This is a genomic window from Streptomyces sp. NPDC015171 (assembly GCF_043079545.1).
In the GTDB taxonomy this organism is placed as follows: Bacteria; Actinomycetota; Actinomycetes; order Streptomycetales; family Streptomycetaceae; genus Streptomyces.
In genome coordinates this window covers 19,664-38,178 of sequence record NZ_JBIBUO010000014.1, presented here as the reverse complement: position 1 = coordinate 38,178, position 18,515 = coordinate 19,664, and the positions used below count along the sequence as shown (strand labels likewise).

6 protein-coding genes are annotated in these 18,515 nt (G+C 73.1%); all 6 read left to right on the top strand.

Annotation, left to right across the window (positions count from 1 at the left end; all coding sequences use genetic code 11):
- The first annotated feature begins 151 nt into the window (after window positions 1-151).
- The 6 genes from kdgD (at window position 152) to ACF073_RS31235 (ending at window position 18,515) form a co-directional block, all read left to right on the top strand.
- Complete coding sequence (kdgD, locus tag ACF073_RS31260; protein WP_392074787.1) at window positions 152-1,072, top strand: 5-dehydro-4-deoxyglucarate dehydratase; 921 nt, start codon at window positions 152-154, stop codon at window positions 1,070-1,072.
- A gap of 104 nt (window positions 1,073-1,176) precedes the next feature.
- Complete coding sequence (locus ACF073_RS31255; protein WP_392074786.1) at window positions 1,177-2,523, top strand: enolase C-terminal domain-like protein; 1,347 nt, start codon at window positions 1,177-1,179, stop codon at window positions 2,521-2,523.
- Window positions 2,524-2,856: 333 nt separating this feature from the next.
- Complete coding sequence (locus tag ACF073_RS31250; RefSeq protein WP_392074785.1) at window positions 2,857-4,434, top strand: hypothetical protein; 1,578 nt, start codon at window positions 2,857-2,859, stop codon at window positions 4,432-4,434.
- Window positions 4,435-5,243: 809 nt separating this feature from the next.
- Window positions 5,244-7,061 carry an asparagine synthetase B family protein gene (locus ACF073_RS31245; protein ID WP_392074784.1) on the top strand — a complete coding sequence of 606 codons (1,818 nt, stop codon included), beginning with the start codon at window positions 5,244-5,246 and terminating at the stop codon, window positions 7,059-7,061.
- A 169-nt stretch (window positions 7,062-7,230) separates the two neighbouring features.
- The gene (locus tag ACF073_RS31240; RefSeq protein WP_392074783.1) at window positions 7,231-9,036 is read left to right on the top strand and encodes an acyl-CoA dehydrogenase family protein; all 1,806 of its coding nucleotides are present in this window, start codon (window positions 7,231-7,233) and stop codon (window positions 9,034-9,036) included.
- Window positions 9,033-18,515, top strand: a complete 9,483-nt coding sequence (locus tag ACF073_RS31235; protein WP_392074782.1) for an amino acid adenylation domain-containing protein — start codon at window positions 9,033-9,035, stop codon at window positions 18,513-18,515. The genes ACF073_RS31240 and ACF073_RS31235 overlap by 4 nt, the downstream gene beginning before the upstream one ends.

Genomic DNA, 18,515 nt, shown 5'->3' with positions numbered 1-18,515 from the left:
TGCGCGGGACGCATCACGGCATGCCGAATCGGTGTTGGACCTGCATGAGTGTCTCCTCTTAGCGTCACGCCAGACAAGTGACGCGGGTCGCACGGGACGGCGGCCGGCGCCGGCACCCTCGCCGCCTCGTCCTTTCGGGAGCACCCTCGCCATGACCGCCCGCACCCCCGCCGACCTGGGCCGCCACCTCGGTTCAGGTCTGCTGTCCTTTCCCGTGACGCACTTTCGCGCCGAGGACCACTCCTTCGACGAGGACGCCTACCGTGCGCACATCGCGCACCTGGGCGCCCACGAGGTGGCGGGGCTCTTCGCGGCGGGCGGCACCGGCGAGTTCTTCTCGCTGACGCTGCCCGAGGTGGAGCGCGTGGTCGCCGCGGCGGTGGACGCCGCGCCTCGCGGCACCCCGGTCCTGGCCCCCGCCGGTTACGGCACCGCCACCGCCGTCGAGCTGACCCGGTCCGCCGAGCGGGCCGGCGCCGATGGCATCCTCCTCTTCCCGCCCTATCTCACCGAGGTCTCCCAGGACGGGCTCGCGGCGCATGCCGAGGCGGTGTGCCGGGCCACGTCGCACGGGGTGATCGTCTACAGCCGGGCCAACGCCGTGTACCAGCCCGGCACCGTCGCCCGTCTCGCCGAGCGCTGCCCCAACCTGATCGGCTTCAAGGACGGCACCGGCGACCTCGACGCCATGACGCGGCTGTACGCGGCCGTCGGCACCCGGCTCACCTATGTGGGCGGCCTGCCCACCGCCGAGACCTGTGCGCTGCCGTATCTCGAACTCGGCTTCACCACCTACTCCTCCGCCCTGTTCAACTTCGTCCCCGCCTTCGCCCTCGCCTTCTACGAGGCCGTGCGCGGGCGCCGCCATGCGGACGTCCTGCGGATGCTGAACGATTTCGTTCTGCCGTACACCGAGATCCGCGACCGCAAGAGCGGCTACGCCGTGAGCATCGTCAAGGCCGGTCTGGCCGTGACCGGCCGGCCCGCGGGTCCGGTCCGCCCGCCGCTGACGGATCTCGAACCGGCCGAACTCGACGCGCTCGCCCGGCTCATCGCGGGTATCGGCGGCTGACGCAGGGCACACCCGCCCGCCCCGCCGCACCGTCAGTCCCCCGCCGCACTCCCCCCCCTCGCACCGGCACGTTCTCCCGCGAGCCGCACAGGAAAGGCCCGACCATGAGCACCACGGCACCCCGCGCCGCCACCCCCGCCATCACCTCGATGCGGGTCGTCCCGGTCGCCGGCCAGGACAGCATGCTGCTCAATCTGAGCGGCGCGCACGCCCCGTACTTCACCCGGAACCTGGTGATCCTCACCGACTCCGACGGCCGCACCGGGGCCGGCGAGGTGCCCGGCGGCGAGGGCATCCGCAGCACTCTGGAGGAGGCCCGCGATCTGGTCGTGGGCCGGCCCGTCGGTGATGTGCAGGCGGTGCTGCGGTCACTGCGCGAGCGGTTCGGCGACCGTGACGCGGGCGGCCGCGGTGTGCAGACCTTCGATCTGCGGATCACCGTCCACGCGGTGACCGCCGTCGAGTCGGCGCTGCTCGACCTGCTGGGCCAGTACCTCGACGTACCGGTCGCGGCACTGCTCGGCGAGGGCGTGCAGCGCACCAGCGTCCCCGTCCTCGGCTACCTGTTCTACGTCGGCGACCGCCACCGCACCGACCTGGCGTACCGCGACGAGTCGGACGCGGAGGACGCCTGGGTGCGGCTGCGCAATGAGGAGGCGCTCACGCCGGAGGCGATCGTGGCGCTGGCCGAGGCCGCGCAGCAGCGGTACGGCTTCCAGGACTTCAAGCTGAAGGGCGGTGTCCTCGACGGCCGGGCCGAGGCCGAGGCGGTGACCGCGCTCTCCGAGCGTTTCCCGCGGGCCCGGATCACGCTGGACCCGAACGGCGGCTGGCTGCTGGCCGACGCCGTCGCGATCGGCCGCACGCTGCGCGACGTCCTCGCCTACGCCGAGGATCCGTGCGGCGCCGAGGGGGGTTACTCCGGGCGGGAGACGATGGCGGAGTTCCGGCGTGCCACCGGTCTGCGGACCGCCACGAACATGATCGCCACCGACTGGCGGCAGCTCGGGCACGCCGTCAAGGCGGACGCGGTCGACATCCCGCTGGCCGACCCGCACTTCTGGACCATGAACGGGTCCGTGCGCGTCGCCCAGTTGTGCGACGCGTGGGGTCTGACCTGGGGCTCGCACTCGAACAACCACTTCGATGTGTCGCTGGCGATGTTCACCCAGGTCGCCGCCGCGGCCCCCGGCGACATCACCGCGATCGACACGCACTGGATCTGGCAGGACGGACAGCGCCTGACCCATGAGCCGCCCGTCATCCGCGACGGGGCCGTCGCGCTGCCCGAACGTCCGGGCCTGGGTGTCGAGTTGGACATGGAGCAGGTGGAGGCGGCACACCGGCGCTACCGGGAGCTGGGCCTCGGGGCGCGCGACGACGCCGCCGGGATGCAGTTCCTGGTCCCGGGCTGGGAGTTCGACCCGAAACGCCCGGCGCTGGTGCGCTGACGCCTGCCGCCCGTCGGCCGCTCCTGCCTACGAGGACCATCGCCTCAGCCTGCGCGCCCGGCAGACACGTCCGTACTCCTGACCCTCTGCAGCACAACCCGATCGAACCGCGGGTACTCGGCCGCAGCGGCGGAGCCGATGCCATCCGGCGCGGGCTAGGGTGATCTTCGGTAGCGAGAACGCTGCGCAGCCGGCCGGAGGTGACGGGTGGGGTCAGCCGATCCTTGGACGGTAAGGGTGCCGGTCGGCGAGGACTCCCATCTGTGGACCAGTCGGTCGACCAGCCGCAAGGTGCTGCTGGTGGCGCACAACGTCGCTTCCGCTGGGCGCCTCATGGACGTTCTGCCTCTGTTCCGTGATGACTTCCGGGTACAGCTGCTCGTGACCTGCACCGGGTCTTCCGCGTTCCGGGCGGGACTCCCCGAGCTGTTCGCTGAACTGGAGTTGCCCGTACTGCCGTGGGAGCAGGCCCGGTCGACACCGGTCGACCTGGCAGTCTCCGCCAGCTTCGGCGGACAACTGCACGCCCTGCAAGGCAAGTTGAGCGTGCTGTCACACGGTGTCGGCTACACCAAGAAGTTGGCGATACCGAGAAACGGGAGCCGGGAGCCGACGTTCGGCCTCTCACGCGAGTGGCTCCTCGTCGATGACAAGCCGTTCGTGGACGGTCTCGTCCTGTCCCACCCGGAGCAGTTGGAGCGGTTGCGGCGCGCGTGCCCGGAGGCCGTGAGGTCAGCGGTCCTCGCCGGGGATCCCTGCTTCGATCGCTTGCTAGCGGCCTTCCCCTACCGTGAACGGTTCCGGCGTGCCCTGGGCGTACGTTCCGGGCAGCGACTCGTCGTACTGAACTCGACCTGGAATCCGGAGGGTTTCTTCGGGAACGGAGGCGGGGAGGACGTGCTGCCGAGTCTGCTGCCGCGCCTCGCCGCCGAGTTGCCGGCCGACGAGTACCGGCTGGCCGCGATCCTGCACCCGAACATCTGGTACGGGCACGGCCCGGGTCAGATCCGGGCCTGGCTGGACCGAGCGCGCCGTGCCGGGCTCACCTTGATCGATCCCGTACATGCCTGGCGGCAGGCCCTCATCGCGGCAGACGTGGTTCTGGGTGACTTCGGGGCGGTCACCTACTACGCGGCGGCTCTGGGCCTCCCCGTGCTGCTGGCCGCTGCCTCGCAGGTCCGGCTGGACCCCGACGCACCGCTCGCTGCGTTCGTGCGCGACGCACCGCGTCTCGACGTGCACCGCCTCCTGCGGGAGCAGATCGACGAGGTGCTGACCGGGCACCGGCCGCTCGCCGAGCCGGCCGAGTTCACCACCTCCGCTCCCGGCGCCTCGGCGAGGTTGCTGCGACAGCACTTCTACCAGTTGATGGACCTCCCGGAGCCTGAGGGTCCCGCGCTCCTTGAACGCTTGCCGCTACCGGCGTACGACCCGCCGCAACGCACCGCTCCCCTGCGTGTGTGGACGCGTGTCCAGGGGGCGGACGTCATCATCGAACGCTCCACAGGACGCCCGCACCGGACCGACGGGAACGCACACCTCGCCGTCCACGAGGACAGCCTGGACCCCGCCAGCCTGGAGTCCGCTGATGTGATCACACGTGAGGGGCAGCCGGACGATCCCCGACTCGGCAGCCCGGAGGCGTGGACCGCCGAGGTGCTCCGCCGGTATCCGCACTGCCCGGTCGCCGCGTACGTGACGGGCCCGCACACGTGCACCGTCCGGGTCCGCGACCACGGTGGGTTCCTGCTGTCGGCAGCACCGGGCTCGGACGCGGACCCGGCGGCCTACGCGTCCTCGCTGGCCGCGTGGTTCGCCGCGGGCGGAAGCGTGCCACCGGGCGGATCCACCCTTCGGGTGCACGTCGCGGGCGGCGTGCACCCGGTGGCTGTAGCACCGTCGACCGGCTGATCCCCGGCGCGGTCGGGAGGGCTCCGGCGGTTCCGGAAGTGCCGGGCCCGCGGCACGATCCTTTTCTCGTCGATTCTGATGCGCGCTTGTGCCGGGCGGTCGGGGCGGCGGAGCCCAGCTGGATGTGCCCGTTGCGGGGCCCACGGCCTAGACGATGTCCCACGTGTCCGTGCCTCGGCGAGCGCCCCCAGGACGGTCCGCTGCTGCCGTCTTCCCTGGCGGAGGGGAATACGTCCATCGGGCGCCTGGCGAACCGGGCGCATTCGGGGAAGCGGGCCGAGCTCCGCGGAGGCGCTTTAACGAATTAGCTCGCTGCTCGCAAGTGCCCCGTAGCAAAGGTTTTGTATTTTCGCGATTCCTGTGTGTTTGCCATGCGGGAGCCCTTTGAACGCGATAGGTGGGCTGACCGGTCGTTCAGCAGCGTGGCCGGGATTCGAGGGGAGGGTATTGGGATGGATGTCGGGAATGCGAAGTATTCAGACTGGCAATCACAGGGGGCTTGAAGATGAACACCCCGTGTCGTTCGGGGGGTTCGAGAGGGGGCGTGCGGCGTTCGGCAGGGCTGTGAGCAGCACTTCCGGTGGGTCTGTCCGGTGATGTGCTCGCGTTGTCCACGGGTGCGAGGTCGTTCCGGGATCGGTTGGTGAAATGGATCACAGACGTTCCGGATCGGCGCTCACTAAGATCACGAATGTCGGTCGCCCGGCTTCGTTTCCCCCACCTCCTCATGTTCGACAGGACTTGCGTGATTCGAGCCGTCCGCTTCTTCGGCGTCGACACTCCTGCACTGCATGAACGTAAGGAAAAGTGTGTCCGGTATTGCCGGTTGGCTCGATCGACGCCGGGATTTAAGTTCTTTCTCCCTGACGGTCGAGCAGATCGCTTCCGATCTCGTCGTCCGCGGCCGCAAGGGCGGCCCGGTGTGGCAGGGGCGGCATGTCGCCCTGGTCCAGAGGGGTTCGGCGCACGACCAACAGGCCGCTGTCGCCACCGACGGCACCGGTGACGTCCTCGCCGTCGCCGTGTGCGACGGCCACGTACTGCCGCCCGGCGATCTCGATTCCCCGACGGCCGGTACGTCCGGCTCGGACCTCCCCGTCAGCGGGGGAAGCAGAGAGGCCCGGGCCCTGCTCAGGGCCTACATGCGGTGGGGACGGTCCGCCCCGGCGCATCTGGACGGGGCGTTCGCCTTCGCCGTGTGGGACGTCCGCACCGGAGAACTGCTCCTCGGGCGCGACCGGTTGGGCGTGAAGCCCCTGAGTTACGCGCTCACCCCGGACGGGGTCGTGTTCGCCTCCGATGTGGCCACCGTCGTGCGTCATCCGATGGTGCGGGCCGAACTCGACGGCGCCGGCCTGGGCGCCGTCCTCACCCAGTTGCGCAGCCCGGGCCGGGGCGTACTGCGCGGCGTGCGCGAGGTTCGGGCCGGTCACACCCTGTGCCTCGGGCCGGAGGGTCGTACCGAGGAGGCGTACTGGCGCCTGGAGGCCCGCCCCCACGAACTCGACCTCGACACCACCGTGAAGTACGTCCGGGAGCTGCTCGAGGACGCCGTGGCCGACGCCGCGCCCCTCGACGGAGCAGCGGTCCTGCTGTCGGGCGGACTCGACTCCAGCGTGCTGACGGGCCTTGTCGCCTCCCGTGGCCGAAGCGCGCCGAGTACCTTCACGGTGCTGTTCGGTGACACCTCCGCGCCCGTACCCGACCGGCCGTACGCGGAGGAGGTCGTGCGGCTGTGGGGCTGCGACCACCAGGAAGTCGCGGTCCGGCCCGAGGAACTGCTGGATCCGGTGACCCTGGCGGAGGTGCTCGCCGCCAAGGACCAGCCGACGCCGTTCGGCGACAAGAACATCACCCCCTACCTCTTCAGCCGGCACGTGGCGCGGCATGCGCCCGTCGTGCTCAGCGGGGAAGGCGCGGACGCCCTGTTCGGAGGTCTGGGCGGTGCCATCGACGAGGGCCGGGTGCTGACCTCCTTCCCGTGGATCGAGCGTTCGCGGCGGTTCGGGATGCCCTACGGCATCGGCACCGGCCTCTTCGACCAGGCGCTCCTGGAGGCCGTCGACGTCGACGGCCATGTCGACCGCATGTTCCGTGAAGCGCTCGACGAGGTTCCCCACCTGGCGGGCGCCGATCCGGTCGACCGGCTCGCCCGGCAGGTGGACTACCTCACGGTCACCAGGCTGCTGGAACAGACGGTGCTGCACTCCGAGCGGCTGAGCACCGCGGCGGGTCTGGAGGTGCGGTTCCCCTTCACCGACCACCGTCTGCTGTCCGTCCTGTTCAACGTGCCGGCGGCGATGAAGTCCTTCGACGGCCGGGAGAAGAGCCTGCTGCGCGCTCTGGGCCGGGACGTGGTCCCGCCCTCGGTGCTCACCCGGGCCAAGGTCCCGTACCCGATCACCTACGACCCGCACTACAAAGCCGGACTGGTCGGCAGGCTGCGCGAGCTGCTCGACGACAGCACGGCGCCGGCGCGTCCGCTCGTCGACCTGTCGGCGATCCGTCGTATGACCGAGGACCCGGCACTGCTCGACCGCGGCGGCTGGCTGGGCCGCGCCGATGCCGAGATGGTGCTCCAACTCGACGACTGGATGCGGCGCTTGAACGTACGGACCCGGCTGTAGCCGGCCGTCGTGCACGGTCGGCCGGGCGCCCCTGACGCCCCGGCCGCCCCCTCTTTCCTGACCCCACCCCCCTTCCCCCACACCGCCACGCTCGTCCGCCCCTGCACATGGGCAGGGCGACTTGGCATGCCCATGTGCAGGGGTATCCACCTCGATGTGAGGACCTCCTTTGGCAAGCACACCGTCAAGGACCACACGGAACGCGACCAGCGACCCCGATCGGGTCAGCTTCCTCGAAGAGCTGTACCAGGGACGATTCCGCTGGGACCTCATCCGGGACTTTCCGGTGCAGGACCCGGCCGACGCGCGGACCGGCGACCGGATGACCGAGGAGCTGGCCGCCCTGCTCCGCGACCGCGTCGACCCGGACGATGTCGACGCGCGCGCCGCCCTGCCCGACGGACTCCTCGACGAGCTCGGCGCTCGCGGCTACTTCGCGCTCCAGGCGGACCCGGCCCTGGGCGGGCACGCGCTCTCGCACTACAACACCTTCCGCATGGTGGCGACGGCCGCGGCGCACTGCACTCCGGTGGCACTCTCCCTCGCCATCGAGAACGCGCTCGGCGCCGGGGCCTTCCTGTCCGTCGTCCCGGACGGGCCGCTGCGCGAGCTGCTCGGCGACGTGGTGCGCCGCGGCGCCCGGTCCGCCAGCGCGGACAGCGAACCCCAGGGCGCGGCGAACCAGCGCCGCTTCACCACCGCGACCCGCGTCGAGGGCACCGACGACTACCTGCTCAACGGGCGCAAGGTCTTCGTCGGGCACGCGCCCGTCGCCGAGGTGGTCAGCGTCTCGGCGACCGTCCGCGAGGACGGCGCCGACCGGGTGCGGATGTTCTTCGTACGCACCGACAGCCCCGGAGTGACCAGCGGAGACTGGCACACCTACATGGGGATCAAGGGATTCCCCAACGGCTGGCTGGAGTTCCGGGACGTCCGGGTCAGCGGGGCGCACATGCTGGTCGAACGCGACGCCGGGCACGTCGTCCGTACGACGCCCGCGACCGCACGGCTGGTCGGCCGGGGCCGGATGCACCTGATCGCCGCCCCCGCGCTGGCCGTCGCCCGGCTGTCCGCGGGGTGGATGCGCGACTTCGCCGCCCGCCGGGTCATCGACGGACGGCCGCTGTCGGAGTACGACGAGGTGCGGCGCCGGCTGGCCGACACCCTGGCCGAGACGTTCGCGATCGAGACCATGGCCCAGTGGTGTCTGCTGCCGGACGACCAGGGCGGGGACCTCAACCTGCGGTTCGAGCAGAACGCCGTCAAGAACGCGGCCTCCCTGCTGGCCTGGGACGTCGCCGAACGCGCCATGTCCCTGCTGGCGGCCGAGGGCTACGAGACGGCGCCGAGCAAACGGCTGCGCGGCGCGGCGCCCGTGCCAGTGGAGCGGTACCTGCGCGACCTGCGCAATCTCCGGATCTCGGGTGGCGTCGACTTCCAGATCGACAACTGGATCGGACGGCTGTCGATCCTGTCGTACTACTACCCGGAGCCGGAACACGCCGAGGAGCTCCTGAGGGAGGACGCGGCGCCCCTCGACACCGCGGGCACCGTCCTCACCGACCGCAATCTCGGCCATCTGCGCCGGGTGGCCGAACAGACCCGCGACTTCGGCCGCACCTGTCTGCGGCTGGCCCGCCGGCACCCCGACCGGGAGGAACTCGCCTCCCAGGAACGGACGGTGATCCTGCTGGCCGGTATCGCCCGGGAACTGCTCGGCATGTCGCTCACCCTGGCACGCGCCTCGGCCCTGTCGGCGTCCGGCGACGACAGCGCCCAGCCGCTGGCCGACATCTTCTGCACCGCCGCCCGGCTGCGGATCGACGACCTGTCCCGCCGGCTCCAGTCCCCGCCCGCCCCGGACGTAGCAGCGGTCACCGCCGCCTGGATGTCCGGAGCCGGCTTCGGCTTCCTCACCTCCGACGGCACACCCCGCCCGTCGCACGCCGACCGCCCCGAAGAGAGCACCGTATGAACACCCCCGCGCAGTGTGTCCCGCTGTCCGTCGGCCAGGAGGCGATGTGGGTCGCCTGGAAGCTGGATCCCGGCCAGTGGAGCCACATCATCCCCACCCCGTTCAGGGTGCGCGGCACCCTGAACCTCGACCAGCTGCGCCTCGCGGTCGCCGAGGTCGGTGAGGCCTTCCCGCAGCTGCGCGCGCGGGTGCGCACCGGGCAGGAAGGGTCCGTGCTCGACTGGTCGGACGCCCCCGTAATCCCCGTCCGGCGCCGCCGTACCGAACTCGACCAGGACGCGGCGATCCGCGAGACCTGGCAGACCCCGTTCGACCTGCGGAGCGGCCCGCTCGCGCGCGTCGACCTCATCGACGGCCCGGACTACACGGTCCTGCTCATCGCCGTGCACCACCTGGTGTACGACGGCGCCTCCATCCTGCTGCTCCTGGACGCCCTGCGCACCGCCTACGAAGGCGCCCGGCTGCCCCGCGAGGACCACGCTCCGGCGCTCGCCGCGTTCGCCGCGCACTCGCGCGAACTGGCCGACGGCCCCTCCGGAGAGGATCACCGGCTGCACTGGAAGGCCGACCTCGGCGACGGCGGCGGCGACTTCGCGCTGCCGAGCGGTGCGCAGGAGCCGCGGTACACCGTCCTCAGCGAGAAACTGCCGGCCGACCTGGCGAAGGACCTGCGCGCACGTGCCACCGAGGCGGGCATGTCCTACGCCACCCTCCTCATGGGCGCCTACTTCGCGCTGCTGAGGCGGCACAGCGGCGCGTCGGACGTGCTCTCGTTCCTCCCGTACCACGGCCGCTGCCTGCCCGAACTGAGCGGGCGGGTGGGCTACTTCGTGAACGCCCTCCCGGTGCGGGTCCCGGTGCGCGACGACGACACCTACGCCGACCTGCTCGGCCGTGTCCGCTCCCGCGTCAAGGAGACCCTGGCCCACGGCGATCTGCCGCTGCCCGCCATCATGCGCGCCGCCGGCCTGACCGGCCCCGAGGCCCAGCGGCGCACCCATCAGACGGTGTTCCAGTACTGGCACGCCGGCCTGCGCGACGGCGTCGACGTCCACGACGTACGGCTGCGCCACGACGGTGCCGAGGCGCGGTTGAGCCTGCTGGACATGGAGAGCACCGCCGGTTTCCGCCTCGCGCTCATGGTCCGGGAGGACAGCTGCGGCACGCATCTGCTGTGGAAGGACCCGGCGGGCTCGCTGGGCGCCACGGTGGTCCGCGCCATGGCCGACGACTACACGGCGGTACTGCGCGCGCTGGCGGACGACCCGCGGGCGGGCATCGGCGAAGTGGTGGCCACCGCACGAACGGACGCGGGCGGCACCGCACCCGGCGGCGACGGCGGCGGGGACCGGCCTGCGTCGGCCGCCGCTGCCGGGGACACCGCCCGTCTGAACGAGATGGCCGAGGTCTGGCAGTCCGTGCTCGGCACGGGTCCCGTCGCGCCCGGCGACTCGTTCTTTGAGCTGGGGGGCCACTCGCTGCTCGCCGAGAGGCTCGTCGCAGCGGTGCGTGAGCGGTTCCCGGCCTCCACCGCGACCATCCGCCTGCTGTTCGACCACCCCCGGCTCGGGGAGTTCGCCGCCCACGCGCTGCCCGCACCCGCCTCCGAGGCCGCCGACCGGCCGCTCGACGGGACACCGGCCGCTGCCGCCGGCACCGACCGCCCACGCCACGGGACAGGGACGGCTGCCGCCGACGCCGGTCGCCCGGCCGGCGCTCCCTCCGTCCAGCCCGGCCCGGCCGCCACGGCCACGCCGGAAGCAGGAGAGGCCGCCGGGCGCCCGGTGCAGGGCGTCGGCGACCGCTTCCCGGCCTCCAGCTTCCAGCGCCGTGTCTGGCTGGCGCAGCGGGTGGGCGGTGATCCGGCCGCGTACAACGTGCCCCTCGCCTGGCGAGTCGAACACCCGCTGGACGCCGACGGCGTCAGCCGTGCCCTGGCCGCGACGATCGCGCGGCACGAGATCCTGCGCACCGCGTTCCACGAGGTCGACGGTGATCTCATGCAGACCGTGCGCGCGCCGTGGGTGCCCGGCGTCCAGCGGATCGACCTCGCTGACCGCCCCGATCCGCAGGCGGCGCTGCAGAACTGGATCCGCACCGCCGCCCATGAGCCCTTCGACCTGGCCTCGGGCCGGCTGCTGACCGCTGCGCTCATCGAACTCGGGCCGGCCGGCCAGGTGCTCTTCGTGTGCCTGCACCACCTGCTGTGGGACGGCGAGTGCGAGGAGATCCTGCTCAAGGAACTGGACGCCCACTACACCGAGGCGAGCGGCCCCGAGGCGCCGCTCCCGACCGGCGAGGAGGCTCCGGCCGGGACCGGGGCGGACGTCCACCCGGCCTCCGCGCACCAGGAACGCATGTGGTTCGTGGACCGGTTCGAGAACGGCCACCTCTACCCGGCGGCGCCCACCTACCACAACCTGCCGCTCTTCCTGCGGCTCGACGGGCTGCCCGACCGCACGGCGCTGGCGCGGCGCGTCGCCGCCGTCGTCCGCGCCCATGAGGCACTGCGTACCGAGCTGGTCGAGCTGGACGGCCGCGTCGTCCAGCGGGTGCGTACCGACGCGACCGTCGTGCCCGCGTGGCTGCCCGCCGGGCCGGGCGACGCGGCCGGTGCGGAGGTACCGGACGCCCTGACGGACTGGGCACGCACACCGTTCGACCTGTCCGCCGGTCCGCTCCTGCGCATCGCCGTCCTGCCCGACCAGGGCTCCCGCGGCGGCTGGATCGCCCTGTGCGGGCACCAGGCCGTGATCGACCGGGTCTCCCTGGAGACGGTGGCCGGGCAGATCGTGGCCGGTCCGGACGCGCGCGAACCGCGGCCGACCGGCTACCAGGCGTGGCGCGACAGCGAGGACGAGGCCGCCGGCCGGGCTCATCTCGCCGCCCGGGCCGCCGTACTGCGGCCGCCCGCCGACCCGCTGCGCCTGCCGGAGCGCCGTACCCGCGACGCCGTGCACGTCTACGAGGAGCGGTCGGTGGCGTTCGCCGTCCCCGCCGACGTCGCGCTGGGCAGCGCCGCCGAGCGGCTCGGGGCGCAGGTGACGGACGTCGCCCTCGCCGCCTTCGCGGCCCTGCTCCAGTGGTACTCCGGCCAGGAGGACATGGTGCTCGGCCTGTCCCACGCCGGGCGGCGGGAACAGGACCGGCACGTCGTCGGTCCGCTGAGCAACCTCCTGCCGGTGCGCCTGCGCCCGGAAGCCGGCCTCTCGTTCGCCGGACTCGTCGAACGCACCGCCGCCGAGACGGCCCATGCCCGTACCCACGACCGGGCTCCGTTCGACGAGCTGGTCCGGCTGGTCGACCCGTCCAAGGACATGAGCCGTACGGCGCTGTTCGACGTCCTGTACAGCTACCTCCCGGCCGCCGCACCGCTGCCCGTGCCCGAGGGGGCGGCGGCACGGCCGGTGGACGCCGGCGGCGGACGCGGCAAGTACGACCTGCACCTGTGCCTGCGGCCGGACGGCGACGGCGGGCACCGCGCCCGTCTCGTCTACAACGGCCGGTACTTCGACCACGACCAGATCACCGCGATGGCCGCCCACTACGTCACGGCCCTGCGCCTGCTGACCGAGCGGCCCGACTCCGGTGTGGCCGAGATCGACCCCCTCTCGGAGGCGGAACGCCACACCCAGCTGCGGGTGTGGAACGCCACCGAGGCCGGGTACGAGGAGACGCCCGCCCACGACCTCATCCGGCGTCGCGCCGAGGCCCGGCCCGCCGACGTGGCACTGACCGACGGCGCGCACTCGGTCGCCTACGGCGACCTGCTGGCCGACGCGCGGGCGGTCGCACAGGGTCTGCTCGCCGCCGGCGTACGCCAGGGAGAGCTGGTCGCCCTGCTGTTCCCGAGGGGTGCCGACCAGGTGCGGGCGGTCCTGGGAACCCTGCTGGCCGGCGCCGCCTACCTGCCCATCGACCCCGCCGTCCCGGACGAGCGCCGGGAGTTCATCCTCTCGGACTCGGGAGTGCGCGTCGCGCTCGCCCCGTCGGCCGGGTCGGACGGCCACGGCTTCGACGGGCGGGTTCTCGCCCTGGACGAGCTGCTCGCCCCGGCGACCCGGGGCGCGGAGGCACCGCTGCCCTCGGTCCCCCTGGACTCGCCCGCCTACTGCATCTACACCTCCGGCACCACCGGCCGGCCCAAGGGCGTGGTCCTCACCCACCGCAACCTGGTGCGGCTCCTCGTCAACGACCGGCTCCCGTTCGCCTTCGGACCGCAGGACGTGTGGACGATGTTCCACTCGTACGCCTTCGACTTCTCGGTGTGGGAGCTGTTCGGCGGCCTGGTGCACGGCGGCCGGGTCGTGCTCGTCTCCGAGGACGAGACCCGGGACCCCGGGCTCTTCTTCGACCTGCTCCAGCGCGAGCGCGTCACGGTGCTGAACCAGACGCCCAGCGCGTTCCGCCGGCTGATCGGGCTGCGGCCCTCGGCGCCGGACGGTCTCGCCGCGCTGCGCTATGTGGTCTTCGGCGGTGAGGCACTGCGCCCGGCGATGCTGACCGAGTGGTCCGAGCGGTTCCCGCAGGTGCGGCTGGTCAACATGTACGGCATCACGGAGACCACCGTGCACGCGAGCGTGCGCACCGTCTCACGCGGCGACATGGAGACCGACACGAGCGTCGTGGGCACTCCGATCCCTACGACGCGCCTGCATCTGCTGGACCGGCACACGGGCCGCCGGCTGCTGCCCGTCGGCGCGGTGGGTGAGATCTACGTCGGCGGCGACGGCGTCGCGGGCGGCTACCTTGGGCGGCCGGAACTCACCGCCCAGCGCTTCGTGCCCTCGCCGTTCGGTGACGGCACCCTGTTCCGCAGCGGCGACCTCGCCGCCCGGCTGCCGGACGGATCCCTGAGGTTCATCGGACGCGCCGACTCCCAGGTCCAGCTGCGGGGCTACCGCATCGAGCCCGGCGAGGTGCAGACGTGCCTGTGCGACCACCCGGGTGTCTCGGACGCCGTCGTCTTCGCGGAGGACGACCGGCTGATCGCGGTGGTGCGCGGTGAACAGGGGCTGAGCGCGGGCGAGTTGCGCGGCCACCTGGCACGCCGGCTGCCCTCGTACATGGTGCCCTCGCTGTTCCACGTGGTGGCGAGCATCCCGCTGACCGTCAACGGCAAGATCGACATGGCCGCGCTGCGGGCGCAGACCGCCGCGCTCGCCGCTCCGGCCCGCCGTGCGCCCCGCTCGGGTACTCCGGCCGCGCTGGCGGCCGTGTGGCGCGACCTGCTCGGCGTGCCGACGGTGGGCGAGGACGACTCGTTCTTCGGGCTGGGGGGACACTCCATGCTCGCCGTACGCCTCATCGGCGAGATCGCCGAGCGGTTCGGAGCCGACCTGCCGATCAAGACGCTGTTCGAGACGCCGCGGCTCGGCGACCTGGCCGATGTGATCGACCGGGCCTCGGGCCGTACGGCGGCCGACCCGGACCGGCCCTCGCCCGACGCCGCACCCGCGGCACCGCGTGGGGCGGACCGCGGGAGCGCCGGCGCCGGTGACCGGGCGGCGGCCCCCGCCGCCGCGGCGGCGTCGCCCGCCAGCGCCTTCCAGCGGCGCATGTGGCTGGCGGAGCAGACCGGCCAGGGCTCGCCCGCCAACGTCTTCCTCGGCTGGACCGTCGAAGGCCGGCTGGACACGGCGGTCCTCGAGGACGCGCTCGCCCGGCTCGTCGCGGGACACGAGATCCTGCGCACCGCGTTCCGCGCGCAGGGCGGCACCGTACGGCAGGTCGTCCAGGAGCCCTGGCGGCCCCGGATCGAGATATGCGACCCCACCGGCGCGGAGGGCCCCGAAGAGACCGCCACCCGCTGGCTCGACGGCGCCGCGGGCCAGCCGTTCGACCTGGCCTCGGGCCGGCTGCTGCGCGCGGCCGTCGCCGACTGCGGGCCTCGCGGCCAGGCGTTCATGCTCTGCCTGCATCACCTCGTCGTGGACGGCGAGTCCGTACCCGTCCTGCTGCGCGAGCTCGAACGCCGCTACCGCGACAGCCTCGCGGGGCTGCCGTCCGAGCCGCCGGCGCTCCAGTACCGCGAGCACGCGGCCGCCCTGGAGCGCTCGGGCGACCTTCGCCGTGACGCCGACCTGGACTTCTGGGCGGAGCGGCTGACCGGCTGGCCCGCCCGGCTCGACCTGCCCGCGCCGGCGCGGACCGAGGCCGACGGAGCGGTGCGCCTGGTGCTGCCCGAGGGGCTGCTGGGACGGCTGCGTCCGGTCATGGACGAGCACGGCGCGACCTGGTTCATGCTCATGGCGGCGGCACTGGCCACCGGCCTGCACCGGTGGAGCGGCCTGCCCAGGGTCACCTTCGGTGTTCCCGCGAGCATCCGGGACCGCGACAGCGCCGACCTGCTCGGCCCCTGCCTCAACCTCGTCGTCCTGCGCTCCTCGACGGCCGGTGACGGTCCCGCGGGCGACCTGCTGCGCGCGATGCGCACGGAGGTGCTGGACGCCTTCGAGCACGCCCGGACGCCCTTCGACGAGGTGCTGGCCCGGCTCCGCCCCGAACAGGGCGCGGACCGGGCGCCGTTCGGCGACGTGGTCATCAACATGAACCTGCGCGCCGACCGGCACGCCGTGCTCGGCGGCGCCGCGCTGCGCCCGGTGTTCGCCGAGTCGCTCTGGTCCCACGAGGCCAAGTTCGGCATCACGCTGACCGTGGCCGAGCAGGACGGGGAACTGGACGCCGTGCTCTCCCACCGGGGCGACCGCGTGTCCGCCGCCGACGCGGCCCGCCTCGCGGACGCCGTCACCGCGTTCCTCGTGGAGCTCGCCGACGGCCGGCGCCCCGCCCAGTACCGGGACTTCGTCCAGGCCCGGGAGACGGCTCGCGCCGGCGCCCGGCACGAGGCGGACCTCGCCCACTGGCACGAGCACCTCGGCGGGGCGCCCGCGTACGTGGAGCTGCCCGCCCCCGAGGAACCGGCACCGCACGGGGTGGTGGAGATACCGATGCCCGCGGGCGTGGGCGAGCGGCTGCGCGCCCTGCACGAGCGGCACGGTCTCTCCCCGTTCATGACGGCGGCGACCGCACTGGCCCTCCTCCTGCACCACCGCACCGGCACGGACGACGTGGTGATCAGCAGCCCGATGACCCACCGGGGCCCGGGCGCTCTCGCGGACGTCTTCGGGCCGTGCCTGAACACCGTGGCGCTGCGCTCCCGGCTGCGGCCCGACGCGACCGTGCGCGAGGCCCTGGAAGCGATGCGGGACACGACCCTGGACGCCTTCGCGCACCGCGAGGCGGCCTTCGAGGACGTCGTCGACCGGATCAACCCGCCGCGCAGACCGGGACGCACGCCGTACTGCGACGTCTCGCTGGCGTTCAGCACGGCCGCGGGGCGCCCGCCGACGCTGGGGGGACGCGCCCTGCGGGCCGTCGAACTCGACGGCGGCGACGCGGCGTACACCGGAAAGCTCGGACTGACCGTCGCGCTCGTCCTCGACGGCGGCGAACTGCGCGGCCGCATGGCCTACCACGGCGGCCTCGTCCGGCGCGACGACGTGGAACAGCTGGCCGACGCGCTGGCCGCGCTGCTGGCACAGCTGCCCGATCACCTGGACACCCCCGTCACCGGTCTGGAACTGATCCCGCGCGACCAGCTCGACCGGATGCGCGCGTGGGAGCGCGGCCCGCTGCCGGGCCCCGCGACCACCGTCCCGGAACTGATCCTGGAGCAGGCACGCGTCCGCCCCGACGCGAAGGCCGTCGACAGCGACCGGGGCACGCTCGACTACCGCGGGCTGGTCGCCCGCGCCCGCTCGCTGGCCGGCGCGGTGCGCCCGCACCTGCCGGCCGACGGGCCCACGGTCGCCCTGCTTCTCGAGCGCGGCGAGGACTTCGTCGTCGCCATGCTGGCCGCCTGGTTCGCCGGGGCCGCCTTCTGCCCGCTCGACCCGTCGTGGCCGGCCGCCCGGCAGGAGTTCGTCCTGGACGACGTCCGGGCCGATGTCCTGCTCACCCGCGAGGGAATCACGCTCCCGTCGACCGGCCGGACCACCGTCCTCGACGTCGCGAAGGCGGCGGGCACGGCGGACGGCGGCGACACCGGGGCCGGGCCGGCGTGGTCCCCGCAGGCCACGGCCTACGTCATCTACACCTCCGGCACCACCGGAACCCCCAAGGGCGTCGTCGTCCGGCACGGCGGACTGGCCAACCTCGTACGGTCGGTGGGCGACACCCAGGGCATCGGCCCCGAGGACCGCTGCACGCACCTGCTGAGCGTCAGCTTCGACTCCTCGCAGATGGAGGTGTGGCAGGCCCTCGCCCATGGCGCCTGCCTGGTCCCGCACGAGCGACCGGTCGTCGCGTCCACGCTCGGCGCGTGGCTGGACCGCAAGGGCGCCACCGTGGCGTTCTGCGCCACCGCGCTGGCCGAGGCCATGTGGAGCGCCGGCACCGCCGCCCCGCGCACACTGCGCTGGCTCGGCATCGGCGGCGCGGCCCTCTCCCAGCGTCCGCCGGCCGGGCTGCCCTACCGGCTGCTCAACTCCTACGGCCCCACCGAGAACACCGTCGCCGCCTCGGAGCACGTCATCGACGGCTCCGGCTCGACGCCGCTGAACTGCATCGGCCGGCCGATCGCGGGCGTACGGATGCTCGTCCTCGACGCGGCCGGCCGGCGCTGCCCGCTCGGCACCACCGGAGAGATCCACCTGGCGGGAGACAGCCTCGCCGTCGGGTACCTGCGGCGGCCGGAACTGACGGAGGACCGCTTCCGCACGATCGACCTGGACGGTGCCCCGCTGCGGGTCTACCGCACCGGAGACCTCGGCCGCCGGCTCGGCGACGGGACCGTGGAGTACCTGGGCCGGGCGGACCGCCAGCTCAAGCTGCGCGGCTACCGCATCGAACCCGGCGAGATCGAGCACTTCCTGCTGCGCCAGCCCGAAGTGGCCCAGGCCGCGGTGACCGGCGATCCGCAGCGCACCCCGGCTCTGGTCGCCTATGTGACCCCGCAGGGCGCGCACCGTCCCGACAGTGCCGAACTGCTGCGCCGCGCGCGGGCGGAACTGCCCGCCTTCATGGTGCCGGAGGCCGTCGTCGTGCTGCCCGCCCTGCCGCTGACCACCAGCGGCAAGGTGGACCACGCCGCACTGCCCAGGCCCGAGCGCGGCGACCTGGTGGGGGCGGCGGGCCACGTCGCACCGGGCAACGACACCGAACGGCGCGTGGCCGCACTCTGGTCGGAGGTCCTGGGACTGTCCGCGGTCTCGGTCCACGACAACTTCTTCGACCTCGGGGGCAATTCCCTGGCGTTGGCCAAGCTGCACGGCAAGGTCGTCGCCGCCTTCGGCCGGGAGCTGCCCGTCACCGCCCTGTTCGAGCACCCGACCGTCGCCGCTCTGGCGAAGGCGCTGGACCCGGCGCGTCGCGACGGCGGACCGGCGGACGGCGGCACCGAACCGAGGCGTCCTCAGCGGTCCGGCCGCCAGGCCCGGCGGGGCCGGCGCCGTCCCGGCACGACGGAAGGTGCGTGA